Here is a 26,705-nt window from a genome sequence, read left to right as displayed (position 1 = left end):
TCTAGAGTAGCAGATAATAGATCCATTGGAAAAACAGAATTTTTGAATAGTATCCATTCGATATTCCGATGGTTCATTTTCATTTAGGGGGAAATTCATGGAGTCACGTCATCTTTTTACCTTTTTAGTGGTAGTGGAGACGGGCAGTTTTACTAGAGCAGCACAGAAGCTTGATTATGCACAATCCAGTATTACTGCACAAATCCAAGCACTAGAGTCTGAAATTGGTCAGCCATTATTTGATCGGATCAGTAAAAAGATTATCCTAACCGACGCAGGGCGTCGGTTGCTCCCGTTCGCTCAAGAAATATCCAGAATGCACACTTTAGCAGAGGACGCGTTACGCTCGGATAGTGAGCTTACGGGTTCTTTACGGATTGGGGCTCCTGAATCTCTCGCTGCTTTTCGCTTACCAGGTATTATTAAGGAGTTTCGCGCTAAATATCCGAAGGTGCAAATTCTTCTGAAGCCTGGAGCTTGCTGGGAACTATCAGATTTTGTCCGTTCGGGTGAACTGGATTTAGCGTTCTTGTTGCAACCTGAGACGGAAGATAAAGATTTAAATATAGAAACATTAGTACATGAGCCGATGACGCTGATCGCAGCGCCAGATCATCCCTTATTAAACCTTGCTGAGGTAGAACCCCTTCATTTAAAAGGAGTGACCATACTTCATACCGAAACGGGCTGTTCCTACCGGACTTTATTTGAACGGCATTTGAACAGTTACGGTGTTTTTCCTGACCCCACGTTAGAGTTTTGGAGCATCGAGGCGATAAAGCAATGTGTGATGGCTGATCTTGGCATTGCCTTTCTTCCATTAATTACTGTGAAAAATGAACTCTCCGAAGGCAAACTTGCCAGGTTGAATTGGAATGATGAATCACAGCGTGTGGCGACGCAGATCGCCTATCATCATAAGAAATGGAAATCGCCCGTACTGACGGAGTTCTTACTTGCGATACAAAAACATGCTGAGCAATGGAGAAGTCTAATATAGATCAACGTTAACAAGGAGGCTCTAAGGCATGAATGAGTGGTGTGAAGACTACGAAGAAGGGCTGGAGGCCTTTCTCATCTGGATGAAGGATGCCGGGTACACTCCCTATACGCAAAAATCCTATTTAGTAGATGTGAAACAATTTTTAGACAGCCTGAATGGTAAAAAGCTTGAGACGGTGAAGAAGCTGCATGTCATTTCTTTTTTGACCTCTGTCCGCGAACGTGGAGTGAGTGATGCGACCCGTAACCGGAAGCATGCTGCGATTAACTGTTTTTTCAAGGCATTGATCGAGCTGGAATTACTTCAGAACAACCCGGCAGCCGGGATTAAGAAATCCAAAACGGAGATCAATCGTGAGCCGGTCTACTTAGATGAAAGTGATCTGGGTCGGTTTTTATCTTCTATAGATGGTAAATACAAAAAGCGCAATTTAGCAGTTTTTTTGTTGATGTCCTATATGGGGCTTCGGGTGGGGGAAGTCCACACACTGAATTTGAGTGATTATAATGTAGAAAGACATTCTCTCCGTGTGTTTGGGAAGGGGCGTAAATGGCGTAATGTGCCGGTTCCCGAGGATGTAGTGCCTTTTCTCGACTCTGCGTTAGCAGAAAGGTTAGATCCTTGGCGCAGTAAAGAGGAAGCGATGTTCATTTCACAAAAAGGACGCAGGTTGTCGATCCGCGGCATTCAGCAAATTGCAGCAGATACCTTTGATCGTTTCCAAAGGGATGTGCCAGCAGCACAGCGACGTCCGTATTCAAGTCATAAGCTCCGACATTCCTTTGCAACCATGCTGCTGAGAAAAGGGGCAGATCTGCGAACTGTACAGGAACTGCTTGGTCACTCCTCGATCCAGACTACAACCGTATACACACATATTACCAGTCGTGAGAAGGAAGAGGCTATGTCTAAATTGCAAATCCAGCTGTGATAGAAAAGAAAGAAACCTCCTTAGAAAATTGATAACAAAAAAATAACTTGTTATTATAACGGTATTGATTTATTCTAACAGTTATTAAGAGTTTTTTATAGGAGGTCCTAATCGTGAAGGATGTATTTCTAAAAGGGATGACTTATGGCTGGGGATCAAAACGAGGCGAATACCGCACAGAATATGCAGAAGATTCGATGAGAAAGCTGGCGGAGACAGGAAGTGAATGGATCGCCTTATCTTTTTGGACATGGCAAGACACAGTGCATTCAACAGAAATTCATTATGATTACGGTTACACGGTGACAGATCGTGATCTCGCACATGCGGTACAACTGGCAAAACAGCTTGGTCTTAAAGTTTGTCTTAAACCTGTTGTGAATTCGAGGGATGGCATTTGGAGAGCTAGGATTGGATTTCCGGAAGAGGGAGAGGTTTATTGGGCTGCATGGTTCCGTTCTTATACAAATTTCATTAAACACTATGCAGAGTTGGCGGAAGAGCTTGAATGTGAGATGTTCTGTATCGGCTGCGAAATGGTAGGCACAGAGTCTAGAACTACGGAATGGAGACAATTAATTCAAGAGGTCACCAATCTTTATACAGGGCCGATCATTTATAATGCTAATCATGGCAAAGAAGAAGGAATCGAGTGGCTGGATGAGGTGGATTTTATCGGAACCAGCGCTTATTATCCGGTAGCTTCCGTGCCGGGAGATTCTTATGAGAATATGCTGGCAGGTTGGGAGCGGCAGAAACCGCGGCTTAAGTCACTTTCTGAGCGATTTGGCAAGCCTCTCGTATTCATCGAGATTGGATGCCGAAGTGCGCATGGATGTGCCACCATGCCATGGGACTTTACATACACAGACTTACCGTATTCAGAAGATGAACAAGCCAACTTCTATCGGTCAGCGCTGGAAGCATTCTGGAATGAACCTTGGTTTGCCGGTTACTTCTGGTGGGACTGGAGCACGAAATTATATGCCTTGGAAGAGGCTTCCATTGACCGTGGTTTTGATATTTATGGCAAAAAAGCCGAACAAGTTCTCAAAGAATATTACAAGCAACCTATCACTAAATAAATTGATAAAAAAGATCCGGAATTTCAGGTGAGCCTGATCTGCTATAGGATCTTTTTGTCATTGGCAGGCTAAGTTAATTCGTGTTATATTAAAAACCGTCCTTTTCATAGTGGAGGCAACGCTCCACGCATAAAAAGGACGGTTTCTTGTGTCTTTTGTATTCAAAAAAGGCTGTTTCCAGCCATATACGCTTACAATTCTAGCTTAGCTATTTCTGCTTTTAGCTTCTCAGCGGATTTCTGGAATAAAGCCTGTTCGGTTTCATTGAGTGGGAGGTCCAGTACCTGCCGAACACCCGAGCGGTCTACTACGCAAGGTGCACCGAGATAGACATCCGAAACCCCGTTATAGTTGTTTAATAAAGTAGAAACATTCAACACGGCGCCTTCATTATGAAGAATGGAGACTACAATTCGGTCCAGTGCAAGAGCTATTGCATAAGAGGTTGAGCCTTTGGCATCAATAATTTCATAGGCTGCATTCTTGGTATCTTGGAAGATTTCTTCGCGTTCTGCTTCGTCAAAACCAAGATCAATCCCAGCTACATTCGCAAGACTCCAAACCGGAAGCTCTGAATCTCCATGTTCACCGATGATCTGTCCGTGAATACTGCGAGGATCGATTTCTTTGTGAAGACCGATCAAATAACGAAAACGAGCACTATCAAGTACCGTACCAGAACCAATTACACGTCTGCGGTCAAACCCACTTATTTTCAAAGTCGCGTAAGACAGAATATCTACAGGGTTAGTTGCAATAAGTAGAATGGCATGTTGGTTATACTTTGTAATTTTTTCAATGATATCTTTAAAAATCGAAATATTTTTACGAAGCAGATCTATCCGGGTTTCTCCCGGTTTTTGTGATGCACCGGCAGTGACTATAATGATATCTGCTTCACGGCAGTCTTCATAAGTACCAGCCCATAACTTCACACCACCGACAAAAGGCATGCCGTGATTCATATCCAGTGCTTCGCCAAGTGCTTTCTGATGATTAACGTCAATAAGTACGAGTTCGGGCATACGTCTACGTAACAATAATGTATAGGCTGTAGTTGTACCAACTGCTCCAGTACCGATAACTACGACCCGATTGGGTTTTGGGGGGGCCATGTCTCCATCTCCTTAATATTTCAAATTTTTGGTTTCAATCTTGTCCATCATAATCGTTAACGGTAGTGTTTTCAAGCTGATCTTATTTAATGCATTACCCTAATTAAGGCCATACTAAAATGTGATTTTTATTTCATTATCTTAGCAAGACTAGACAGGAGAGAATGTAAGGATGGATTTATTTCGTAAAAAGGCTCTACACATACCCACAAGTTCTGAGGGGACGCAGTTAAACAAGACGTTGGGTGCCCTGGATCTAACAATGCTTGGGGTAGGAGCCATTATCGGCACAGGTATTTTTGTAATGACAGGAGTTGCCGCAGCAGAACATGCAGGTCCTGGTCTTATAATTTCTTTTTTACTAGCGGCGTTTGCCTGTGTGCTCTCGGCATTATGTTATTCGGAATTTGCTTCGACCATTCCTGTTTCCGGGAGTGCTTATGCTTATAGTTATGTAGCCTTTGGAGAACTATTAGCTTGGATCTTAGGCTGGGATCTTGTCTTGGAATACGGAGTTGCCGCAGCGGCTGTAAGCAGCGGTTGGTCAGGGTATTTTCAGGGGTTATTAGAGGGCTTTGGGATACATCTTCCAACCGCACTATCGGGGGCTTATAATGCACAAGCGGGTACAATAATAAATCTGCCTGCAGTAATCATCATTTTGTTAATTTCCTATTTACTGACTCGGGGAACCAAAGAAACGGCACGCTTTAACGCAATCATGGTTTTTATCAAAATAGCAGTGGTGCTTCTATTTATCGTAACAGGATTTTTCTATGTGAAGCCAGAGAACTGGACTCCGTTTCTCCCTTTTGGGTACCATGGCGTGATCAATGGCGCGGCCACAGTGTTTTTTGCCTACATAGGTTTTGATGCGCTAGCAACCGCTGCTGAAGAGGTGAAAAGACCCCAACGCGATTTGCCGATTGGAATTATTTCATCCCTTGCTATCTGTACTGTCTTGTACGTTCTTGTCTCACTCGTATTAACGGGTATTGTTCCATATACTGATCTCAATGTTAGTGATCCTGTATCTTATGCGCTTCGCTTTGTAAATCAGGATATGATTGCCGGTCTGATCTCTGTTGGAGCCATTGCGGGAATGACTACGGTACTGCTCGTGATGTTATTCGGTCAAACTCGGCTGTTATTTGCCATCTCACGTGATGGCCTGCTGCCCATAAGTTTATCTAAGATTAATGCTAAAACACAGGTACCTGTACGAAGCACATGGATGGTAGGTATCTTAATAGCTGTGTTAACGGGTTTCATCCCACTGGACCGGTTGGCAAATCTGACAAGCATAGGAACATTGTTTGCCTTTTTTGTAGTGTCTTTAGGGGTAATCGCGCTTAGATATATTCATCCGGATTTAAAAAGAGGGTTCAGAGTTCCTTGGGTACCTTTCATTCCGCTGTTAAGTGCGGCAACTTGTGGTATTTTGATGTATAATCTAGGAAGTGAGACTTGGATTGGTTTTCTAATTTGGACAGTTGTTGGACTTCTAATCTATGCACTATATGGCTATCGTAATAGTAATTTGAATCATAAATAAGATTCAATCCATCCGAGAGGAGAGAGGTTATTGGCATCTAAGATTGCTGGATTGAAGGGAATAAGATTAATATTGATGCTGATTTTGTTAGCGTGGGTGGTCACGGCTTGTTCATCTCCTCCCCCGGAACCTACTCAGCAGCCCCAGCCGACAGAGGCACCTGAAGAAGGTCAGACGATAACCCTGATTACTCCAGACGCCAATCATATTGACAATGATAGCGCTCCGAAATATCAAATTCAGACTCGTCTTACAGATTTTCAGCTACTTAGTGAAAGTGAGGGTCTGGCCTGGGGGGTTACCAAAAACGAACTCCGGTTGTACTTGACCCGGGATAACGGAGCAACTTGGGCTAATATTTCACCAGCACCAAATGTGCAGTTCCTCTCCAATCCTGTGTATGGGAAGGGGATTTTCTTCACGGATCCATCTCATGGTTGGATTATAAGAAGTGCTTTTGGCTCGACAGAAACGATTGTGCTGCGAACCACAGATGGTGGCCAAAGCTGGAAAATCTCATCTTTAGGAGATGTGAATACAGTATCCTCTGTATATTTCAACTCACCCAGAAAGGGTTGGCTGATGACCTCATGGAACGCTTCTTCCAATAAAGAGAACAAGGCACTTTTTTCAACGACAGACGGTGGGGCCACTTGGGAAGAAGTGATGCAGAATGAGCAATACAATCCGAATTTCCCAAATGATTCGATACCGTTTGCCGGGGTCACCACTGGAATGATTTTTCGCAATAGTACACATGGATTTGTGACACTACAGACAGGTGCTCTTCCCAAAATCTTTATGACAAAAGATGGCGGTAAGAGCTGGAGTCTCGGGCCAGCTTTTCTAGTTAACGAACGTTTAGAAGATTGTGACCGAGTAATTACTGGCAAACCGGAGTTCTTCGATGCTACTAAGTCTACTGGTTGGATGTCTGTTGGCTGTCAAAAGGATAAAGAAAAAACGATCACTTACCATGGATATTTTACAGCTAACGGCGGCGCTAATTGGAAATTCGCTTCCTTTGGATTGAACGCACAAGCTGGTGTTAATCGTCTAATTGCTCCGACTTTTTTGAATTCACAGATCGGTTGGACCATACTCGGCGACACCCTTTACCATACGATTGATCAAGGAGCGACCTGGTTACCGCTTAAAGAGAGCAGTGTACTGCGATCTAAGCTTTTGGAATATCCGGAGATTGTAAAGCTGCAGTTTTTTTCCACTGAGGTGGGGTGGCTTTTGATTGAGAAAAAAGAGGACAAGCGCTCGATACTGTTACAGACTACGAATGGTGGTATCAGCTGGCGTGTAATGTAATAAGGAATAAGAACCTGCCTGATGGTAGGTTCTTTTGTTGTTAGCAGAGTGGGGGTTTATTGTTGTTTGTGAATGATTGAATATAAGGAAAAAACTTATTTAAAATTTTCTTTATAAATGTGAAAAAAATCACATGACATTTAAAGAATCCTGTGATATATTTAACACATAGAAAACAAGTTCAAATTTTCACAAACTCAGACATCGAATAGGAGAGATTACAATGAAAACATTCGAAACAGATTATATGACAAGAAACCTTTTGCAACTTTGCTACAACTGTGATGACGCTCATCTTTGTGAAACTGAAGAACAATGCAGAGCTTGCTGGGCTGAGAATGGAATGTTAGACGATCAGACGGACGAAACTAAGAAATTGCTAGACCTAGTTCATGCTTAATTTAATAACTGAAAACTCTGTATAGAGACCACTCGAATTCTTGATTTCTAAGAAAACGAAGTGGTCTTTTTTGCATCTAGTCTCACTTATTTAATGCTTTCTGGACTAGATGAGGCATATACATGTACAGAAGTACCCAGAACGCAGCAATTAGGCTGAATAACAAGAGGAAGAAGGGGGAAACTGTCATGGGAATGGGCCCGGATCTTTCATGGATGTTTGATTTTGCCGGAACGGTGATGCCGATCTTTATCGTTGTTATGATTGGTATTCTTGCTATATCAGCAGGCAGGGGCTTGCTTCAATGGGGCAGGAACAATGGCTCCCCCATACTAACAATCCCTGCGCATATCGTTAGCAAACGGACTGAAGTACGACAGCAGCAGCTTCAGGAAGAGAATGGCTCAACTCGTACTAGTACAACTTACTATTTAACGTACGAGCTGGAGGGCGGTAGTCGCATGGAATTTAAAGTAGATGGCCATGAATATGGCTTGAGTGCTGAAGGCGATAGAGGAATGCTTACTTATCAAGGAACCAGATATCATGGATTCCAACGACAGGCACAATACTCAACTGCGGAGTAGTCATATGTATTAAATCAAAACAGCGATCCTCATGCTCATGGTGGATCGCTGTTTTGCGTTTTGGTTATGTACCATTCAAGCTCATTGATCCTGTAGCTCTCAAAGCTAACTGATCCCGTAGCTCTCAAAGCTAACTGATCCCGTAGCTCTCAAAGCTAACTGTAGGTGCGATCATCTATTAAGTGTCAGATCTTCATTACCCTCTCACCTTGCGGACCCAGATGACGTTATTTGCAAATTCACAGTCTTTTGAGCCTAGTTTCGGACTCCAATGCAGCTATTCATTAGAAAGAGGCTTATAATCGGTGCTTTGCGGGCCAATAGGGGCTTTGGGGTCCGTTAGAATCCGAAAAGTGGATTAATATCGCGAATAAGGTCAGCTGTGTCCGATAGCGCCTTCTGAGCGGGTGCTGACGTTGACGCAGTTGCTAACAAGGAAATTGATCTAACGTGGACATTGTTGCTAACACCGAGCCCGATTCCAGCACCGTTCGACGCTACCACCGACGTCGACTCTGATGCTAAAGCTGTCGTTAACAAGAACATCGAAGCTGACGTTGATAATTGTTGCTAACACAGACACCAATTCCAGCACCGATTCGACTCTAACACTGATGTCGACTCTGATGCTGGCACTGAGCTAACCCCGACGTCAACTCTGATGCTGCCACCGACCCCGACACCGACGCTGTGCGCAAATGTAATTGGACATACACAGCATATGGACATACGCAGCTTAGAGTGTAGATAATGGGGATTTGCTGAGTGGTTAAAAGGAAAGATCCCTACTCTAAAAAATAGGCGGGAACTGTCACCTCTTAGGCGAATGCACATACTATACAGCATGCAGTTAAGAACGAGGTTGCTACAAGAAGTGACCCCAAGGAGGAGACAGCGTGGCCGTCATCAAAACGAACTCGGAAGATGTGAAGGTGCTGGCGCGGTTGATGAGAGCGGAAGCTGAGGAAGATGGAGATCTCGGCATGCTCATGGTCGGCAATGTTGGCGTCAACCGGATTCTTGGCAATTGCTTGGACTTTAATAACATTCGGAATGTGAATGATATGGTCTATCAAAGTCCTGGAGGTTTCGAAGCGCCGCAGAAGGGATACTTCTACCAGCGAGCCAGAGAAGCAGATATCCGTCTAGCTAAACGTGTAATTGCTGGTGAAAGAACCTGGCCAGCTACCAATGCTTTGTGGTTCTTCAGACCCGCAGGTGATTGTCCTGCAACCTGGTATAACCAACAAAACACAGGCCGCTTTAAAGCCCATTGCTTCTTTACTCCGACCGGAGAAGATTGCCCGACTGTATTTATCGGCAATTAGCATGGTAACTGTGCAAAGAGAATTACTCAATAAAATGAGTAATTCTCACAGAAAGTTAGTTTGATTTCAATTGTGTCCAAATGTAAGTTTCAGTAGTGTCCAAAGGAGCTTATGCTCTGATAAACATTTAGGAGGTTTCAGTAAATGATCGTTCAACCTTACCGCCCCGTAACTTATACCATCGGTAGTGTCTCTTCTTCAGGTATGCCAATGTCTTCCGGAATGCCGATGTCATCTGGAATGCAAGGCATGGGCAGCATGCCACCCCAAGTAAGCAGTGGCAGTCCAATGACTCCAGGGGGAGTAGTAGTTCAGAATCCACCACAAACGTTCGAACAATCCTACATTGAGAATATTTTCCGCCTGAATTTAGGAAAAGTAGGTACGTTTTATTTTACTTATGAGAACAATAAAGACTGGAATGCCAAAGTTTACAAGGGTGTGCTGGAAGCGGCAGGCCGTGACCACATTATTATCAGTGACCCTGCGACCGGCCAACGCACCGTCTTACTTATGATTTATTTTGATTATGCTACCTTCGATGAGCCCCTTACTTACCAATACCCAGGTGTAATTGGCAATCCTCCAACGATGAGAAATTGTCGCTAAATTTAACCCATCTTCGATGAGAAGAACTCCAACGCCAAACGGTTAGGAGTTCTTTTTATTTGTGATGAATTTATGGAACAATCTTGATAATCATCGCCCATTTTTTTTCAAAAGGACACGCATGCTTGCGGTTTGCCCCAATATATTAATATAATAAAGTATATATTCAAAAACGTGATTCTAGACTGGAGATGAAACCATTGGGAAATTGATACTGAAAGGGACAAACGGCAAGCATTTTGCCAATACTCTGAAAAAACGAAGGAGGTGGGCCTATCCATCCATGTACGGAAAATGGTGGATAGGAGTATAAATTGAGCGACCCTTTACCCGGTATATTACATGTTGGTCTTATTATTTTGTTGGTATTGTTAAACGGATTTTTTGTTTCAGTCGAATATGCAATGGTGAAAGTACGAAGTGGTAGAATTGATACCCTGATTGAAGAAGGTAGTAAAAAAGCTTTTAATGCAAAAAGCATTGTCAGCAACCTGGATGGCTATCTCTCAGCCTGTCAGCTCGGCATTACATTGGCTTCGCTTGCATTAGGGTGGCTGGGTCAACCAGCTATAGCTAATCTTATCGGGCCTTTATTAGGAAGCATAGGTTTAGGAGAAACTGCTGTTAATGTTGTATCTTTGGTTATTGCTCTTATGTTCATTACTATCTTGCATATCGTATTAGGTGAGCTTGCACCTAAGACCATTGCTGTTAACAAGGCTGAATCTGTCCTTTTACTAACAGCAGGACCGATGAATGTATTTTACAAAATCATGTATCCAGTGATATGGATCGTTAATGGGCTGGCGCGTGGTTTACTGCAAATTTTCCGATTAGCCCCGGCTTCAGAGCTGGGAACGGCGCATACGGAAGAAGAAATTCGTATTATCATGCAGGAAAGTAACAAAAGCGGCTTTATAGATAATACTGAAATGGCGTTAGTTGACAATATTTTTGAATTTGTGGATACCATGGCTCGGGAGATCATGATTCCGCGGACAGAGATGATCTGTCTGAATAATCATGTTTCTGCTGAGGAGAACCTTGAGATTGCCTATGATGGCATGAGGACACGTTATCCCGTCTGTGACGGTGATAAGGATCATATTTTAGGCTTCATCCATATAAAGGACTTAATTAAGGATCGTCCACAAAGTTATCAGAAATTAATTCGTCCAATATTGACCGTGCCGGAATCCATTCAGATTAGTGCTTTGCTGAAAGTTATGCAGCGTGCGAAGACACAAATCGCCATATTGATCGATGAGTATGGGGGTACTTCAGGAATGGTGACACTGGAAGATATCATGGAGGAAATTGTTGGAGAAATTCAGGATGAATTTGATGAGGAACGTCCCGGTGTTGAGAAGCTTGGCGAGGATGAACACTCCATTGACGGTTTGATGCTTATTGAAGAGATTAATGATCTTTTAGGTCTTCATATGGAGACTGAGGATTACGATACGATAGGCGGCTGGCTGTATTCTAAATTGGAGGTTAATCCACCTCAAAAAGGGCAATCCGTAGAATTTGATGATCATCTATTTATTGTAGAAGAGACTGAGAATAAGCGAATTTCTCGAATTAAGCTATTGCGGTTACAGTTATTGAATGAAGAAGCTGGAGCTTAATGGAATTATATATTTTTAAAATAAGAGCAGCGTTTCTCCTTTTGGAGTTACGCTGTTTTTTTTGACCATACTGTTTGCCAAAAAGAGATTAATAATTATATAATTTTAAATGTATATGATAAAAACTACATTAGTCCCTAGAGGACAGAAAGGAATTCTCCTTGAGTAAACCTAAAAAAAGTCCAAATGTTCCCCAGTTGAGCAAACAAGAGAAACGACGGGTAGAACAGGAGCAACAGAAGCAGAAAACGAGAATTTTAGTTATTAGTTCAATAGCTGTAGTAGTTATCATTTTTGTTGGATTGTTTATGTTAGCTTCGAAAGATGCAGCAAAGAATGTCTCTACAGGAGAACCGGTAGAATTCAATTATAGTGAGCTACCTAGGATTGGTAATGAGGATGCACCTGTTAAGCTTGTTGAATTTGGTGATTTCAAATGTCCAGCTTGTTCCCAATTTGCTGGCTCCATGAAACCGAAAATTGTTCAAGATTTTGTCAACGAGGGAAAAGCAGCTCTTTACTTTGTAAATATGGCTTTCGTTGGTCCTGACTCTGAGACAGCTTCACTAGCTGCATTGTCTGTATACCATCAGAATAAGGATGAATTCTGGAAGTTCTATGATGCTGTGTATGCGCAGCAAGGGGATGAGAGTGTGGAATGGGCCACTGAGGATTTCTTGGTAAGCCTTGCTGAAAAAGAGAAATTAGCGATCGATTACGATCTGTTGCGTAAAGACATCCAAGAGAAAACTTATGCAGATGAGCTGAAGAAAGACATTCAGTTGGCAACTGACGCAGGCGTGACAACTACGCCTTCGCTCTACATTAATGGAGTGAAAACGGCTGAACCTTTCGATATTGAAGCGATTACATCTGAAATTAACACCGCCGCAAAAGCAGTGGAGGCAAAGTGACAAAATTCCTATCTTTTTGCAAGCGTAACTGCCTCTATCTGGCCTGGTTCGTCTCTTTGGTTGCTGTAGCTGGTAGCTTGTATTTAAGTGAAGTCTTGAAGTATGAACCTTGTAAGCTTTGCTGGTTTCAGCGGATTTTTATGTATCCGCAGTTATTTTTGTTGGGAATTGCCACTTTCCGTGGAGATAAGCGCATCATTCCTTATGTGCTTCCATTAAGTTTGATTGGTGGCAGTATCTCAATCTATCATTATGCGGAACAGAAGATTCCAGCGTTAAGTAAAGTTCTACCTTGTACAGTTGGTGTTCCTTGTAATAAAGATTACTTGAACTACTTCGGATTTATAACGATTCCTTTGTTAGCTTTAATAGCGTTTGCTCTAATAAGTCTCCTTCTTTGGTATGGACGTAGGGAAGAAGAAGTGATTGAAGTAGATGCTGAGGAGAGCTTAGGATTTTAGTTTTTACTTTGGAAGGTACAAAAAAGCTGAAAAGGTATTAAAATCACGGGCTAGAGGGATAATTGAAGATAATGAAAGAGAGCATCCAATAAGACGCTATATTTGAGCTTATTGGATGTTTTTTCATTCTTTTTTCATTTTTTTCAACGCTTTACTGTAGGCACTTTGTAGACTAATATTAGACCTTGTGAGAAGTTGAATATGCGCTGAATTTTCTTAGGAAAAACGGGGGAACCAAACTTGGCATTCATGCCAATGGGGTGAATCGGAACCGGGTCGAACAGACCTCTACCGTAGGGCTATAACCACAGCCCGAATCCGCCAGCTAACCTCGTAAGCAAGGTGGGAAAATGACCATGCATAAGCATGCGGATCATTTCCGTATGCTTATTTTTGTGTCTGCATTTATGAAATCCACCGATGAAAACAGCGCACGGAAATTCCGTTTCAGCTCCCAAAGAAAGGAACTGTATCCACCATGGTAAGCAAGGTAAAACGACTATTGATCGGACGTCCGATGAAGTCGAATGAACTCGATCATGAAAAGTTATCCAAGGTTAAAGCACTGGCTGTTCTGTCTTCTGATGCGCTCTCGTCTGTAGCCTACGGAACGGAACAAATTCTGATTGTACTAGTGGCTGCCGGGTTTACTGCCATCTGGTATTCCCTGCCAATTGCATTAGCCGTATTGGGCCTGCTGGCCATCCTGATTTTATCCTATCGGCAGACGATTTTTGCTTATCCGCAAGGAGGCGGAGCTTATATCGTAGCCAAGAGTAATCTTGGTATTCCGACAGGGCTGCTCGCTGGGGGTTCATTATTGGTGGATTACATTCTTACCGTAGCGGTTAGTGCCTCGGCAGGGACGGATGCGATCACATCGGCTTTTCCAAGTCTTCATAATCATACTGTTCTCATCGCTGTATCTGTTATCGTTTTATTAACAATCATTAATCTTCGCGGAGTGACTGAATCGGCTTCATTTATCGCAATTCCAGTGTATTTGTTTGTGGTTTCGATTGTTGTTCTGATTATCTCCGGTATCGTTAAATATGCAATGGGTGGCGCGCATGCGAATGTTCCTGAAATAGGCAGCGCCGTATCTAATGTAAGTTTGTTTCTACTATTAAAAGCGTTTAGCTCTGGTTGTTCAGCCCTAACGGGGGTTGAGGCCGTATCTAATGCGATCCCAAACTTTAAAGCACCCGCTGAGAAGAATGCAGCCAAGACGCTAATGATCATGGGACTTATCCTTGGCTTTATGTTTACCGGAATCACTGTGCTGGCGTATTGGTATGGGATTGTGTCAGATGAAAAGGCTACGGTTGTCTCTCAGATCGCTGAATCGACCTTTGGCCGTGGCGGATTGTACTTTTTCATTCAAGGGATTACAGCAGTGATTTTGTTCTTGGCAGCTAATACAGCATATTCAGCGTTTCCGCTGCTTGCCTTTATGTTTGCAAAAGATAAATATCTGCCACATGCATTTATGGTCCGTGGTGACCGCCTTGGCTTCTCAAACGGCATTATTTTTCTAGGAGTTATGTCTATCATACTTGTGACTGCATTCCATGGGAATACGGAAGGTTTGATTCCACTATATGCGGTAGGCGTGTTCATTCCTTTTACCTTATCCCAACTGGGGATGATGGTGCATTGGATCAAAACAAGACCCGCTGGATGGGTGAAAAGATTTGTAGTAAATACCATCGGTATGCTGACTACATTGACGATTACGCTTATATTTATCATTACTAAATTCTCGAGCGTATGGATGGCATTCATTTTCTTACCTGCTGTAATGTTCGTGTTCCACCGTATTCATAAGCACTATTTGAACACTGCGGATCAACTGCGTATATGTCCGGCTACGGATAAACCTGTAATTAAAGGAAGTACTGTAGTTGTTCCTGTTGCAGGGGTTACACGTGCTGTATTACATTCCATCAGCTATGCGAAGTCTCTAACAGATAATGTTGTTGCTGTGTATGTAGGCTTTGATGAAGAAGACATTCATAAGATGGAGCAACGGTGGGAGGAATGGAATCCAGGTGTACGCCTGATTGTACTTCGTTCCAGATATCGTAGTATCATTCGTCCGTTAGTGAAGTTTATCGATACGGTAGAGTGGAAGACCGCTGCGACGGATCACATCACGATTCTGATTCCACAGTTTATTACCAAACATTGGTGGCAAGCCGTGCTTCATAATCAGACCAGCTTTTTAATCCGCTCGTATCTAATGAATCAAAAGGACGTTGTAGTAGCGACTGTCCCGTATCATTTAAATAAATAAGTAGAAGATTAAAGATGAGGTTATATCCGGAACGTTCGGAATATAACCTCTTTTGTATTTTATATGAAGAAAATTGTTGCAAATCCACAGAATTTGAAATTTATATGTTGACACAGAGAATGAGAATCAATATCATTTAAAAGTGAAGCAGAGGTAAAGGTCACCTTTGAATATCAAAGCAGTTACATATAGGAGGGTTTTTAATGTTTTGGCTTAACAGAAAAAGATCAGGAAGCATGAAAGTGACGATGAGCGGACTAATAGTGATGACGCTAATACTTTCCGCTTGTGGTAATAATAATGCTGAAAGCTCATCAAATGCAGGAACAGCGCCTACAACAGCGCCTACAGCAGAATCTACAGAGGCACCTGCTGCACCTAAGACGTTAACAGATGCAATGGGTCATAAAGTAACGATTCCGGCTAATCCACAGCGCGTTCTGGGTTCATATTTGGAAGACTCTTTGGTAACTCTGGGTGTAACTCCAGTAGCTCAATGGTCAGTTACAAATGGCGTTCAGGATTATCTGGCCACTGAATTGAAGGATGTTCCTACAATTAGTTACGACCTTCCGTTAGAGGCTGTAACCAGCTTTGCTCCGGATCTTATTATCATCCCATCGGAGTCTTCTGTTCAGAACGGGATTTACGATCAGTTGAATAAGATTGCACCCACTTATGTAATTGGGGATGAACTAAATCAAGATTGGCGCAAATCGTTGCTCAAGATGGGTGAGATTTTGAACAAAACCCCTGAAGCAGAAAAAGCCATTAAAGATTATGATGTTAAAGCAGCGGCTGCGAAAGAACAGCTTGCAGGAGCTATTGGACAAGAGTCCGCGGCTATTTTATGGTTGGTGCAAAAAAACTTCTATATTGTAGACGAAACCCGCAGCAGTGGAGCTGTATTATATACAGACCTTGCCGTAACGCTGCCTAACTTAGTAACAGAGATCCCAGTAGGAACAAGAGCAACTTGGAATCCGATCTCACTAGAGAAGCTTTCTGAGCTGACCGCAGATCATATTTTCCTTGTAAATAGTGATAAGACTGAGGGTTCGGAGATCCTAGATAGTGCAATCTGGAAGGGCATCCCAGCTGTAAAAGCTGGAAATGTGCATGAAATGAGCTCAACAAGCAGCTGGCTTTACAGTGGGGCGAACGCTGGCAGCAAAATCATTGACGATGTGCTAAAAAGTCTTGTGAAATAAAAGTCGTAATTCACCATGAATGAGACTGATCATTTCGGTGGGGAAGGGCGTGCAGATCAAGTATCTCGGGATACAAAGATCTGCACCATTTTTTTATAAACCAATCCCATAGTACGGAAAAATCGTTCCTGCAATTGTACAACATAAATATTTTTGCGATAATGAGAATGATTGTTGTTATCATATAAACCATTGTAACTATTGAATAAGGAGACGACTCATGGTTTCACCCTCAGATTTCGCAAATCGTATTAAAAATGAACCCAAAAAAGCTCTACATACCCGACCGGCAGCTGCCATTGGTATTCTTATTTTTGGACTTGCTGCCATTGCCTTCGGATTGGCACTTTCGGTCTCAGTAGGTGCAGCAGATATCAAGTTAGCTACGGTATGGGAAGCTATATTTCATTTCAATCCAGATTTACAAAAACATCAGGTAATTAGAGAACTGCGATTTCCACGTGCTATTGCTGGCGCCTTAGTCGGTGCTTGCTTCGCAGTAGCAGGGGCTATCATGCAGGGGATGACAAGAAACCCGCTTGCGGATTCAGGGCTGTTAGGCTTGAATGCAGGAGCAGGGGTAGCGCTGGCCATAGTATTTGCTTTTGCACCCTCACTCTCATTCACTTCACTAATGTTGTATTGCTTTATCGGTGCCGCTGTGGCCTCTTTTATCGTATTCGGAATCGGTTCGCTTTCTTTTAATGGCCTGACCCCCTTGCGATTGACATTAGCAGGTTCGGCTGTTAGTGCTTTATTGGTTGCTATTAGTCAGGGAGTAGCTATTCTTTTCAACTTATCTCAGGACATAGCCTTCTGGTTAGCTGGTGGGATGGGTGGAGCTAGCTGGACTCAGATCAAGATTATATTCCCTTGGGTGGCCGTAGCCTTAATTGCAGCAATGATGTTATCACGATCCGTCACATTGCTCAGCTTAGGAAGAGAAGTAGCGGTTGGTCTGGGGCAGCGGACAAGGATAGTTCAATTGGCATGTATGATTGTTGTGGTTATCTTAGCTGGAAGCGCGGTTTCAACGGTTGGCCCGATTGCTTTTATAGGACTAATTATTCCACATGTTACACGTTATTTCGTTGGAGTGGACTACCGCTGGATTATCCCTTGCTCGGCAGTTCTAGGGAGCTTATTGATTATCTTTGCAGATATTGCCGCAAGAATGATAAATGCACCTTATGAGACACCGCTAGGAGCTTTAATTGCCATCATCGGCGTACCGTTCTTTATTTATTTAGCGAGTAAGCGGAAGGGGGAGCTGTAATGCCCAAATTAACCCTTACTCCAGATGAAAAAGAACGCCGCACACGCGCCTTAACGGTGTTAGCGCTCCTTGCTATACTGATCGTCGTTGTGTTTATAGTCAGTATGAATACAGGGTTTATGCGTCTATCCCCACTAGAGGTATTACATACACTCATGGGTGATGGAACACATCAGCAAAAGCTTATTTTATTTGATTTCAGATTACCCCGCATCGTAATTTCATTGTTAGTTGGAGCGGGCTTTGCAGTATCGGGCTGTATTCTACAAAGTCTCGCACGTAATGCACTCGCTGAACCGGCTACGCTGGGCATAAGTGCTGGTGCAGGTTTTGCGGTAATCATTTTTATCTCGTTTTTTCCGGCTACAACAGCAGCTCCGGTATTTGTCTTGCCTCTCTTAGCGCTTGGTGGGGCTGGCCTGACCGCAGCTTTAATCTATATTCTTGCCTACCGGAAGGCAGATGGTCTGTCTCCTACAAGGCTGATCCTTATCGGGATTGCGGTCGCTGCAGGAATCAATGCTTGCCAGCTTGTATTGGCACTTAGGCTTGATCCTAATAATTATCAATTTGTAGCTACTTGGATCGCCGGGAAAATATGGGGTGGGGATTGGAGATTCGTCCTTGCTTTGCTGCCTTGGATCGCGATTCTGTTACCGTTCGCCTTCTATAAAGCCCGGGTTCTAAATGTATTGAATCTAGGGGACCACACTTCATTAGGTCTAGGAATGCGTGTGGAGAAGGAACGTATTCTCCTTCTGGTAACAGCCGTAGCGCTTGCCGGCTCCTGCGTCGCGGTAAGCGGAGGTATTGGCTTCGTCGGCCTGATAGCACCACACCTGGCTCGCAGGCTCGTGGGACCCCGCCATCAAGTGTTATTACCTGCTAGTGCTTTGACAGGGGCGCTTCTTATGATTACCGCTGATACCATCGGCAGATGGGTGCTGCAACCTGCGGAAGTTCCGACTGGCATTGTGGTTGCGATTATTGGCGCACCTTACTTTTTATATTTACTCGCCAAGTCTAAAGCGTAAATTAGTTCATACTTAGGAGCATAGCTCCATAAAACTTTTAAGGGAGTTGTAGATCATGTCAGAACGTTTGAATACAGAAGAATTAAGTATTGGGTATGCAGAGGCTACTATAGTTAAAGGCTTGAACTTGTCTATCCCTACGGGAAAAATCACCGCACTAGTGGGCGCTAACGGCTCCGGTAAATCTACAATCCTCAAAACGATGGCCCGGATTATGAAGCCGAAGAGTGGCACCGTAATGCTGGACGGCAAATCGATCCATAACTTTTCAACTAAAGAGGTTGCTCGTCAGCTAGCGATTCTACCGCAGAACCCAACGGCTCCTGACGGTCTGACGGTATCTGAGCTGGTCAGTTACGGTCGTTTCCCTCATCAAAAGGGATTTGGCACGATGACCGCAGAGGATCGCAACATCATCTCCAACGCCATCTCTGTTACGGGCATGGAATCTTTTCATGATCGCCCTATTGACCGTCTCTCTGGTGGACAACGTCAACGCGCTTGGATCGCTATGGCGTTGGCTCAAGAAACAGATATTTTATTCCTTGACGAGCCTACAACGTTCCTAGATATGGCGCATCAGCTCGAAGTTCTTCAGCTTTTGCAAAAGCTGAATGAGGAAGAAGGCCGTACCATTATCATGGTCGTGCATGATTTGAATCATGCTACTCGTTATGCGCAGCATATGGTAGCGATTAAGTCCGGTACTGTGGTTAGCGAAGGCTCACCTACTGAGGTTATGACACCAGATGTATTGCGGGAAGTGTTTGGAATTGAAGCGGATATCGTTCCGGATCCACGTACGGGTGTGCCACTGTGTCTTCCTTACGAGCTTGCTGCCTATAAAGCTGTGTAATTATCATCTAAAATCATATAACGAACAGGCTCCCGTCATTGACAAGGGAGCCTGTTCGTTGTTACAGTTGTGGTTGCCTACAATTTCATAATAACTCTTTAAAATAGATCAAGGACCATCATTTATACATGGTTAAAGGAGCATGAAAACATGAATATTGACAAAATTCAAGATGACCTAGAGCAGCTAATGACTGCAGGAAAAGTGAAAAGTCATGAGAATTTAAAAGATCACGTGTACACTAAAATGGGCGGAAAAGCTGATATTTTGGCTGCACCAGCTACTTATGATGAAATTCAAAAGATTGTTACATATGCAGAACAAAATGGGATAACCCTTACGGTACTTGGGAATGGCTCCAATGTGATTATCCGTGATGGAGGGGTACGTGGAATCGTTCTGCAAACGGCAGGACTGACCGAAATGGGAATTCGCGACAATCTCTTATATGCGCAATGTGGTGCCAAAATAATTGATGTTTCCAGATATGCGCTTGATAAGGAGCTTACGGGTCTTGAGTTCGCCTGTGGCATTCCAGGAACAGTTGGTGGAGCGCTCTATATGAACGCAGGTGCTTATGGCGGTGAGATCAAAGATGTCCTGCATAGTGCACTAGCTATAAATAAGAACGGGCAATTGGTAACTCTGCAAGGAGATGAGCTGCAATGGGGATACAGAAAAAGTGTATTCGCAAGCGGTGAGTATATTGTACTTGAGGCCAAATTTGCTATGACTTCCGGTGATGTTTTAACGATCAAGGCAAAAATGGATGAACTAACATATTTACGTGAATCGAAGCAACCGCTTGAGTATCCATCCTGTGGGAGTGTATTTAAGCGGCCTCCAGGCCGTTTTGCAGGACAGTTAATTCAAGAGAGCGGCTTACAGGGTACAAGAATCGGCGGTGCTGAGGTATCCAAGAAGCATGCGGGATTTATTGTGAATGCAGATAATGCAACAGCCAGTGATTACATCGGGCTAATCCACCATGTAAGAGCGACTGTGAAGGATAAATTCGGTGTAGAGCTTGAAACTGAAGTGGAGATCATTGGAGAAGAATAAATGATAAGCAAAAAGAGCCCGCAGATCGCTGTGGGCTCTTTTTGCTTATCATAATCATGTTCGTTTAATCTACTGAAAGGGTGTAATTAGCTCTGTCCGTAGTTATTTCTGCCTTGCGGTCGGCTAAGTCTACGATTTGAAGACCTTCAACAGCTAAATCATAAGTGGATTGTGGCAGGGATACCAGTTCACCATCGGCGTTAAGTGTGCTGCCGAAACCTCTTAATATCAGTGCACTTCCAAGATATTCATCAATTACGTCATCTGCACTCCGGAAATCTACGGACTCTAAATTGAAATGAACTTTATCCAAATCACGAAGTTCTTTCTTTTCAATAGCGATTGTTTCATTTAAATGATTGTTAAGCCAATCCATAAGCTGCTGTATACTTTGTTCCATAAAATGCTCCCACCCTTAGCTCGAAGATTATTATGAATAAGTTACCCTTTTCTTAGGATTTGAATCCTTTTTTTTGCCACATCTTAATTAACTGTATGAATAATTCATGTGATTAAAAAAGAAATTCACGACCAAATTGGCATTGTTTTTGAACTTCATAAACTCTACATACGCAGATCTATCCGCGGTAACCTGGAGTTATTTGCTGATCTATATAAGGTAACAGTAAAGAGTAGAACTTGTCAGGAGCGGGCTACCCATGGTATAGTTCAAGACGCAATATGCTTTAAGAAGAAGTCTGCGCTAAAGTTGTGCAGGAGAGGTTCGCGAACTCCCTCTATAAAAAACTAAGAATATATTAAACAGTACAAGCGGTTGCTGTCCTTTATACGGACGTTGCTTCCGTTTCTTCTTAGTGGAGCCAAGTTTTCGAAATCTCGTTCTTCTTTCCATTACCGGCCAAGGCCGAAGGAAAAGAGAGGGGTTTTTTGTCGTGTCAGAAGGAAGATTGAAAGAGGAAATGCAAGAAGTTACTTTGCTTGGTAATCAGGGAACACAGTACAAGTTTGGTTATGATCCAGACATTCTGGAGGTGTTTGATAACAAACATCCCGGGCGTGATTATTTTGTTAAATTCAACTGCCCTGAGTTCACTAGCTTGTGTCCTGTAACGGGTCAGCCGGATTTTGCCACGCTGTATATTTCGTATATTCCTGAACAAAAAATGGTGGAATCCAAATCATTAAAGCTGTATCTGTTTAGCTTCCGCAACCATGGTGATTTTCATGAGGACTGTGTCAACATTATTATGAATGATCTGATCTCTCTGATGGATCCGCGTTACATTGAGGTATGGGGCAAGTTCACTCCGCGCGGAGGCATTTCAATTGATCCTTATTGCAACTATGGAAGACCGGGTACGAAGTATGAGGCGATGGCGGAACACCGCTTAATCAATCACGACCTCTATCCAGAAAAAGTGGACAACCGCTAAATTCCAACTTGTGATAAGGAGAGATTCATATGAACAAAAAAGCACTCGTCGTATTCAGCGGCGGACAAGATAGCACCACTTGCCTGGTTTGGGCATTGCAGCAGTATGAGGAAGTGCAGGTAGTTACCTTCAACTATAATCAACGTCATGCGGCTGAAATCGAAGTTGCAACAGAGATAGCAGCTAAGTTTAATGTAAAACAGCATATTCTTGATCTGGGGCTGCTCAATCAGCTGGCACCCAATGCACTTACCCGTCAGGATATAGATATCGTGGCTGGTGAAGGAGATGAGCTTCCAAGTACTTTCGTCGATGGACGGAATTTGTTGTTTTTATCTTTTGCCGCAATATTAGCTAAACAACTGGGGTACTCCCATATCGTCACTGGGGTTTGCCAAACGGACTTTAGCGGTTATCCGGACTGCCGTGATGTTTTTGTGAAATCATTGAATGTTACGCTGAACTTATCTATGGACTATGAGTTTGCGATCCACACTCCCCTAATGTGGCTGGATAAAAAAGAAACGTGGAAAATGGCCGATGCACTGGGGTATTTTGATTATGTTCGCGAACACACACTGACCTGTTACAACGGTATTATTGGCAGTGGCTGCGGTACTTGTCCAGCCTGTCTATTGCGTCAGCGTGGTCTTGAGCAATATGAGGCGGAGAGAATGGAGGCCGGTTCTTAATGCTTAACGAGGTTTCAGTCTGCAAAATATTTACGTTCGATGCGGCACACCAGTTAGTGGGACACAAAGGGAAATGCAGCAACCTGCACGGACATACTTATAAGCTCGAAGTAGTGCTTAAGGGCAAACCTATGGCCGCGGAAGGCCACTCGGATGAAGGTTTCGTCATTGATTTCAGCGATATCAAAATGACAGTACAACAAAGCCTTGTAGATCGTTTAGATCACGCTTTTCTTGCCATGGGAAATGAACCTGTGTTAGAGACGTTAACGAATACGGGCTCCAAAGTAGCCTTGTTGTCTTTCCGCACCACAGTAGAGAATATGTCTTCATATATTGCCTACAAGCTTAAGCAAGCAGGGTTGCCTTTGTACTCGGTAAAGCTATGGGAGACTCCAACCTCTTGGGCAGAGGTGCTGGCTGAAGATGTTCCGGATGAAGGGCCATCCTACCGTTTGTATGGAGGCTGTGACTGTGAGTAAGATTCCTGTCATTGAAATGTTCGGTCCAACTATTCAAGGCGAAGGTGCGGTAATTGGAGTGAAGACAATGTTTGTCCGCACCTATGGCTGCGATTATCGTTGCGGCTGGTGTGACTCCGCTTTTACTTGGGATGGTACGGCTAAGAATAAGGTTCGCATGATGGAAGCAGAAGAAATCATAAATGAATTATTGGCATTAGCTGGAGATAATTTCGACTGTGTTACGATTTCAGGCGGTAATCCTGCCTTGATTGGTGAAGGAATGGGTACCTTCATCAAACTGCTTCATGAGCGTGGAATAAAAGCAGCGATAGAAACTCAGGGGAGTAAATGGCAGGATTGGTTCAATGACGTGGATGTGCTGACAATCAGTCCTAAACCCCCAAGCTCAGGAATGACAACGAATTGGGAAATGCTAGATAACATCATGAGTAAGATGGAGAAACTGGGTCGTTCTACGCATAGCTTGAAGGTCGTAGTGTTTGATGATAAGGATTTTGATTATGCGAAAAACGTTCACCAGCGATATCCGAATGTGCAGCTCTTTCTGCAGCCTGGTAATGATGATGTCACGGAAGAGGGCAACATTTCTGCTCGACTTCTGGGAAGGCTGGAGTGGTTGTTTAATAAAGTAATCGTGGATTCGGATATGAACAAGGTTCGTGTACTTCCACAGCTGCATGCATTGATCTGGCATAATAAGCGTGGCAAATAAATGATTGATGAAATCGTCCGGGTATCTGCTTACAGATACTCGGTTTTTAGTTTTAACATTTGTAACTTCTAGCAGGTAGATAGTCTGTCCCAGTTTCTGGTATGATTTTGAAAAAAGCTCTTGGAGGTTATTCATTTGGAACAATCAACAGCATTATTAATTATCGATGTTCAAGAAGCCATGTTCTCCTATGATCTAAAGCTGTACGATGAAGAGGGTGTGATGGAAAGGATTGTCTCCCTTCAGCAAAAAGCTCGATTAGCAGGTACTCCTATTGTGTATATTCAACATACCGAAGATGAGGAGTACACAAAAGGTACACCCACTTGGCAGATCAGTCACCGCATCACACCGCAGGAAGGCGAAGTTATCGTTGAGAAGCCTACTTGGGATGCTTTTCACCGAACGGAACTGCAAGATGAACTCCAAAAGCTCGGGATCACGGATCTGGTGATCTGTGGGATGCAAAGTGAATTCTGTCTGGATACGACAATAAGACGCGCATACAGCATGGGATATAAAAGTGTACTGGTCTCAGACGCTCATAGCACCTTTGATAATGGGGTTCTGAGTAGTAGGGAGATCGTTAAGCATCATAATGCGATAATTGGAGGTAGATTCGCCCAGTTACGAGCTGAAAGCGAGGTTCAGTTCTAGATGAATACACCCCAGGCTGCCATGAAGCCTATTCAGCGTTCTCGCCTTAGATTGTTTGCTGGCAAACGATATTTTATTTGGAAAAGATATTTGAAATGGTGCACTGGACGAAGCAAAATAGCGAGGCAGCGTACGGATGAAACATTATCTTATGCAGCTATGACTCATGCTACCCCGTTATTAAGAAGTCTTCGGAATGTAGATATGGTGCTTCAATACAATAAAATAACTAACTTACGGCTGGCAATTGCGAAGCTGGATGGACTTGTTGTGCAGCCGGGGGAGACTTTTTCCTACTGGAGAAGTATTGGTAAGCCCACTAAGCGAAAAGGGTATCTGCAGGGTATGGTGCTGCATTATGGTGGTTTTCATTCCGGGGTTGGAGGAGGCTTATGCCAGTTGTCTAATCTGATCTATTGGATGGCACTGCATACGCCACTTACCGTTATGGAACGGCATCGTCACAGTTATGATGTATTTCCAGATGAACAACGTACGCAACCTTTTGGAAGCGGGGCGACCTGTTCTTATAATTATTTGGATCTTCAATTAAAAAATAACACCGCTCAAACGTATCAACTAAAGCTCTGGCTGGACGATAGCCATTTACACGGGGAGTGGAGATGCAATGAGCAGGCGCTTTATGATTATGAAGTATACGAAAGTGATCATAGGATTAGTCTAGAGCCTTGGGGCGGATATATACGCAGTAACAAGATCAGTCGAAAAGTATATACACGCTCTGGAGATCTAATTGGAGATGAAGCTGTAACTGATAATTACGCACTAATGATGTATTCTCCGCTTCTTCATGGATAAGGGGTTAGGGCTTAGGGATATAACATAGAAAGGCATGAAAATTATATCTCTAGACCATCTCCAAAGGAGCGGATTAACAGCATGAAAGCACTAACCTACCAAGGGAAGAAAAAAGTGAAAGTTAAAGAAGTAGCTGATCCGACGCTTGAGAAAAAAGATGACATCCTTGTTCGGATTACCACTACGGCGATTTGTGGCTCGGATCTGCACATTTATAACGGGGAAATTCCAGGTATGCATGATGATTATGTTATTGGTCATGAGCCAATGGGGATTGTTGAGGAAGTGGGACCTGACGTAACTAAAGTCAAAAAAGGTGACCGAGTCATCATCCCCTTTAATGTCGCCTGTGGGCAGTGTTTTTTCTGCCAGCATGAGATGGAGAGCCAATGCGACAATGCTAATGACGCCAAGGACACAGGCGGTTATCTTGGTTATTCCGATACTTATGGCGGTTTTGCAGGCGGACAAGCTGAATTGCTGCGGGTTCCTTATGGTAATTTCGGCCCTTTTGTCGTTCCGGAGGATGCAGAAATGGAAGATGAGCGGCTTCTTTTCTTATCGGATATCGTTCCTACTGCTTGGTGGGGAGTAGAAAGCGCGGGAGTGAAGCCGGGAGATACAGTCATTGTTCTCGGCTGCGGGCCCGTTGGACTGCTAACTCAAAAGTTTGCTTGGATCAAAGGTGCCTCTAGAGTCATTGCTGTTGACCATATCGGCTACCGATTGCAACATGCGAAGCTGACCAATAATGTTGAAGTTTATAATTTCGAAGAGATCAAGGACATTGGGGCTCATTTGAAGGAGATCACTCGTGGGGGCGCAGATGTGGTTATTGACTGTGTAGGTTTAGATGCCAAAATATCTGCTTTGGAGAAAGTGGAAACCACTCTGAAGCTACAGGGAGGCTCACTCAGTGCATTTAGAATGGCCTCGGATATCGTACGTAAATTCGGAACTATTCAGCTTGTGGGAGTTTATGGGCTTAATTACAATATGTTCCCTTTGGGTCATCTATTTGAACGCAACATTACTTTAAAAATGGGACAAGCGCCGGTGATTCACTATATGCCGTTGCTGTATAAGATGATTAAAGAAAATAAATTTGATCCTACAGATATCATTACGCATCGCCTGCCAATTAGTAAAGCGGAGCATGGCTATGACGTTTTTAGTGAGAAAAAAGAGGATTGCATCAAGGTTGTTCTGAAGCCGTAGCCTTTTAAGAAGCATGAGCTTTCGTCAGAAATGACATTGCTTGTGCTTTTTTTA

The 26,705-nt window shown here is 43.4% G+C and carries 27 protein-coding genes and 2 riboswitches; of the genes, 25 read left to right on the top strand and 2 right to left on the bottom strand.

All coding sequences use genetic code 11. The annotated features are described in order from the left end of the window. Window positions 1-97 precede the first annotated feature (97 nt). From NST58_RS17635 to NST58_RS17625, 3 genes are all read left to right on the top strand, one after another. Window positions 98-1,000, top strand: coding sequence for a LysR family transcriptional regulator (locus tag NST58_RS17635; RefSeq protein ID WP_076133707.1), 903 nt, complete (start codon window positions 98-100; stop codon window positions 998-1,000). A 28-nt stretch (window positions 1,001-1,028) separates the two neighbouring features. Next, on the top strand, window positions 1,029-1,934 hold the full coding sequence (locus NST58_RS17630) for a tyrosine-type recombinase/integrase (RefSeq protein WP_076106781.1): 906 nt from the start codon (window positions 1,029-1,031) through the stop codon (window positions 1,932-1,934). Between the two features lie 113 nt (window positions 1,935-2,047). Continuing rightward, window positions 2,048-3,019, top strand: a complete 972-nt coding sequence (locus NST58_RS17625) for a glycosyl hydrolase family 53 (RefSeq protein ID WP_339243648.1) — start codon at window positions 2,048-2,050, stop codon at window positions 3,017-3,019. Window positions 3,020-3,210: 191 nt separating this feature from the next. Here NST58_RS17625 and NST58_RS17620 read toward each other — a convergent pair whose 3' ends face one another. Then, window positions 3,211-4,134 (bottom strand): L-lactate dehydrogenase, encoded by a 924-nt coding sequence (locus NST58_RS17620; RefSeq protein ID WP_036687562.1) that lies wholly within the window; start codon window positions 4,132-4,134, stop codon window positions 3,211-3,213. A gap of 172 nt (window positions 4,135-4,306) precedes the next feature. Between NST58_RS17620 and NST58_RS17615 the strand changes: the two genes are divergently transcribed. From NST58_RS17615 to murB, 15 genes are all read left to right on the top strand, one after another. Further along, entirely contained in the window at window positions 4,307-5,689 is a 1,383-nt protein-coding gene (locus tag NST58_RS17615) for an amino acid permease (protein WP_076302576.1), read from the top strand. Window positions 5,690-5,719: 30 nt separating this feature from the next. Further along, window positions 5,720-7,009 (top strand): hypothetical protein, encoded by a 1,290-nt coding sequence (locus tag NST58_RS17610; RefSeq protein WP_081386226.1) that lies wholly within the window; start codon window positions 5,720-5,722, stop codon window positions 7,007-7,009. A 223-nt stretch (window positions 7,010-7,232) separates the two neighbouring features. Then, window positions 7,233-7,409: a hypothetical protein gene (locus NST58_RS17605; RefSeq protein ID WP_169744776.1), complete on the top strand. Its 177-nt coding sequence runs from the start codon at window positions 7,233-7,235 to the stop codon at window positions 7,407-7,409. A gap of 194 nt (window positions 7,410-7,603) precedes the next feature. Next, the gene (locus NST58_RS17600; protein WP_076190442.1) at window positions 7,604-7,996 is read left to right on the top strand and encodes a DUF2500 domain-containing protein; all 393 of its coding nucleotides are present in this window, start codon (window positions 7,604-7,606) and stop codon (window positions 7,994-7,996) included. A gap of 896 nt (window positions 7,997-8,892) precedes the next feature. Next, a complete protein-coding gene (locus NST58_RS17595) occupies window positions 8,893-9,324 on the top strand; it encodes a cell wall hydrolase (protein ID WP_076126705.1) in 432 nt (143 codons plus the stop codon). Between the two features lie 144 nt (window positions 9,325-9,468). Further along, a complete protein-coding gene (gene gerQ / locus NST58_RS17590) occupies window positions 9,469-9,933 on the top strand; it encodes a spore coat protein GerQ (protein WP_036687556.1) in 465 nt (154 codons plus the stop codon). 314 nt (window positions 9,934-10,247) lie between these two features. Beyond that, complete coding sequence (locus NST58_RS17585) at window positions 10,248-11,564, top strand: hemolysin family protein (RefSeq protein ID WP_036687555.1); 1,317 nt, start codon at window positions 10,248-10,250, stop codon at window positions 11,562-11,564. Between the two features lie 161 nt (window positions 11,565-11,725). Next, on the top strand, window positions 11,726-12,478 hold the full coding sequence (locus tag NST58_RS17580; protein WP_081386224.1) for a DsbA family protein: 753 nt from the start codon (window positions 11,726-11,728) through the stop codon (window positions 12,476-12,478). Then, window positions 12,475-12,939: a disulfide oxidoreductase gene (locus tag NST58_RS17575; RefSeq protein WP_076126701.1), complete on the top strand. Its 465-nt coding sequence runs from the start codon at window positions 12,475-12,477 to the stop codon at window positions 12,937-12,939. Before NST58_RS17580 ends, NST58_RS17575 begins: the two co-directional genes overlap by 4 nt. 194 nt (window positions 12,940-13,133) lie before the next feature. Further along, window positions 13,134-13,293, top strand: a riboswitch (cyclic di-AMP (ydaO/yuaA leader). Window positions 13,294-13,417: 124 nt separating this feature from the next. Then, window positions 13,418-15,235, top strand: coding sequence for an APC family permease (locus NST58_RS17570; RefSeq protein ID WP_339243645.1), 1,818 nt, complete (start codon window positions 13,418-13,420; stop codon window positions 15,233-15,235). Between the two features lie 203 nt (window positions 15,236-15,438). Further along, complete coding sequence (locus NST58_RS17565) at window positions 15,439-16,446, top strand: iron-hydroxamate ABC transporter substrate-binding protein (RefSeq protein WP_081386223.1); 1,008 nt, start codon at window positions 15,439-15,441, stop codon at window positions 16,444-16,446. Window positions 16,447-16,666: 220 nt separating this feature from the next. Beyond that, on the top strand, window positions 16,667-17,722 hold the full coding sequence (locus NST58_RS17560; RefSeq protein WP_076184381.1) for an iron ABC transporter permease: 1,056 nt from the start codon (window positions 16,667-16,669) through the stop codon (window positions 17,720-17,722). Next, the gene (locus NST58_RS17555) at window positions 17,722-18,756 is read left to right on the top strand and encodes an iron ABC transporter permease (protein WP_076184380.1); all 1,035 of its coding nucleotides are present in this window, start codon (window positions 17,722-17,724) and stop codon (window positions 18,754-18,756) included. Before NST58_RS17560 ends, NST58_RS17555 begins: the two co-directional genes overlap by 1 nt. A 55-nt stretch (window positions 18,757-18,811) precedes the next feature. Beyond that, on the top strand, window positions 18,812-19,612 hold the full coding sequence (locus NST58_RS17550; protein WP_036687549.1) for an ABC transporter ATP-binding protein: 801 nt from the start codon (window positions 18,812-18,814) through the stop codon (window positions 19,610-19,612). A 150-nt stretch (window positions 19,613-19,762) separates the two neighbouring features. Then, window positions 19,763-20,674 carry a UDP-N-acetylmuramate dehydrogenase gene (gene murB, locus NST58_RS17545; protein ID WP_036687548.1) on the top strand — a complete coding sequence of 304 codons (912 nt, stop codon included), beginning with the start codon at window positions 19,763-19,765 and terminating at the stop codon, window positions 20,672-20,674. Window positions 20,675-20,738: 64 nt separating this feature from the next. Here the strand turns inward: murB and NST58_RS17540 are convergent, their stop codons facing one another. Beyond that, the gene (locus tag NST58_RS17540; protein WP_036687547.1) at window positions 20,739-21,074 is read right to left on the bottom strand and encodes a hypothetical protein; all 336 of its coding nucleotides are present in this window, start codon (window positions 21,072-21,074) and stop codon (window positions 20,739-20,741) included. Window positions 21,075-21,387: 313 nt separating this feature from the next. Continuing rightward, a riboswitch (PreQ1 riboswitch) is annotated at window positions 21,388-21,431 on the top strand. Window positions 21,432-21,594: 163 nt separating this feature from the next. Here NST58_RS17540 and queF point away from each other — a divergent pair. The 7 genes from queF (at window position 21,595) to NST58_RS17505 (ending at window position 26,651) form a co-directional block, all read left to right on the top strand. Continuing rightward, on the top strand, window positions 21,595-22,068 hold the full coding sequence (gene queF, locus NST58_RS17535; protein ID WP_036687775.1) for a preQ(1) synthase: 474 nt from the start codon (window positions 21,595-21,597) through the stop codon (window positions 22,066-22,068). A 29-nt stretch (window positions 22,069-22,097) separates the two neighbouring features. Continuing rightward, the gene (gene queC / locus NST58_RS17530) at window positions 22,098-22,760 is read left to right on the top strand and encodes a 7-cyano-7-deazaguanine synthase QueC (RefSeq protein ID WP_280753137.1); all 663 of its coding nucleotides are present in this window, start codon (window positions 22,098-22,100) and stop codon (window positions 22,758-22,760) included. Beyond that, on the top strand, window positions 22,760-23,242 hold the full coding sequence (locus tag NST58_RS17525; protein WP_036687544.1) for a 6-carboxytetrahydropterin synthase: 483 nt from the start codon (window positions 22,760-22,762) through the stop codon (window positions 23,240-23,242). The genes queC and NST58_RS17525 overlap by 1 nt, the downstream gene beginning before the upstream one ends. Further along, complete coding sequence (gene queE, locus NST58_RS17520) at window positions 23,235-23,957, top strand: 7-carboxy-7-deazaguanine synthase QueE (protein ID WP_076279356.1); 723 nt, start codon at window positions 23,235-23,237, stop codon at window positions 23,955-23,957. Before NST58_RS17525 ends, queE begins: the two co-directional genes overlap by 8 nt. Window positions 23,958-24,092: 135 nt before the next feature. Then, complete coding sequence (locus tag NST58_RS17515) at window positions 24,093-24,614, top strand: cysteine hydrolase family protein (protein WP_076126689.1); 522 nt, start codon at window positions 24,093-24,095, stop codon at window positions 24,612-24,614. Further along, on the top strand, window positions 24,615-25,433 hold the full coding sequence (locus NST58_RS17510) for a VanW family protein (RefSeq protein WP_339243643.1): 819 nt from the start codon (window positions 24,615-24,617) through the stop codon (window positions 25,431-25,433). An 81-nt stretch (window positions 25,434-25,514) separates the two neighbouring features. After that, window positions 25,515-26,651, top strand: coding sequence for a zinc-dependent alcohol dehydrogenase (locus tag NST58_RS17505; RefSeq protein ID WP_339243641.1), 1,137 nt, complete (start codon window positions 25,515-25,517; stop codon window positions 26,649-26,651). Window positions 26,652-26,705 lie beyond the last annotated feature (54 nt).

Source organism: Paenibacillus sp. FSL R10-2796, assembly GCF_037965315.1.
In the GTDB taxonomy this organism is placed as follows: domain Bacteria; phylum Bacillota; class Bacilli; order Paenibacillales; family Paenibacillaceae; genus Paenibacillus_AQ; species Paenibacillus_AQ odorifer.
This window is presented reverse-complemented; position numbering and strand designations above follow the sequence as displayed.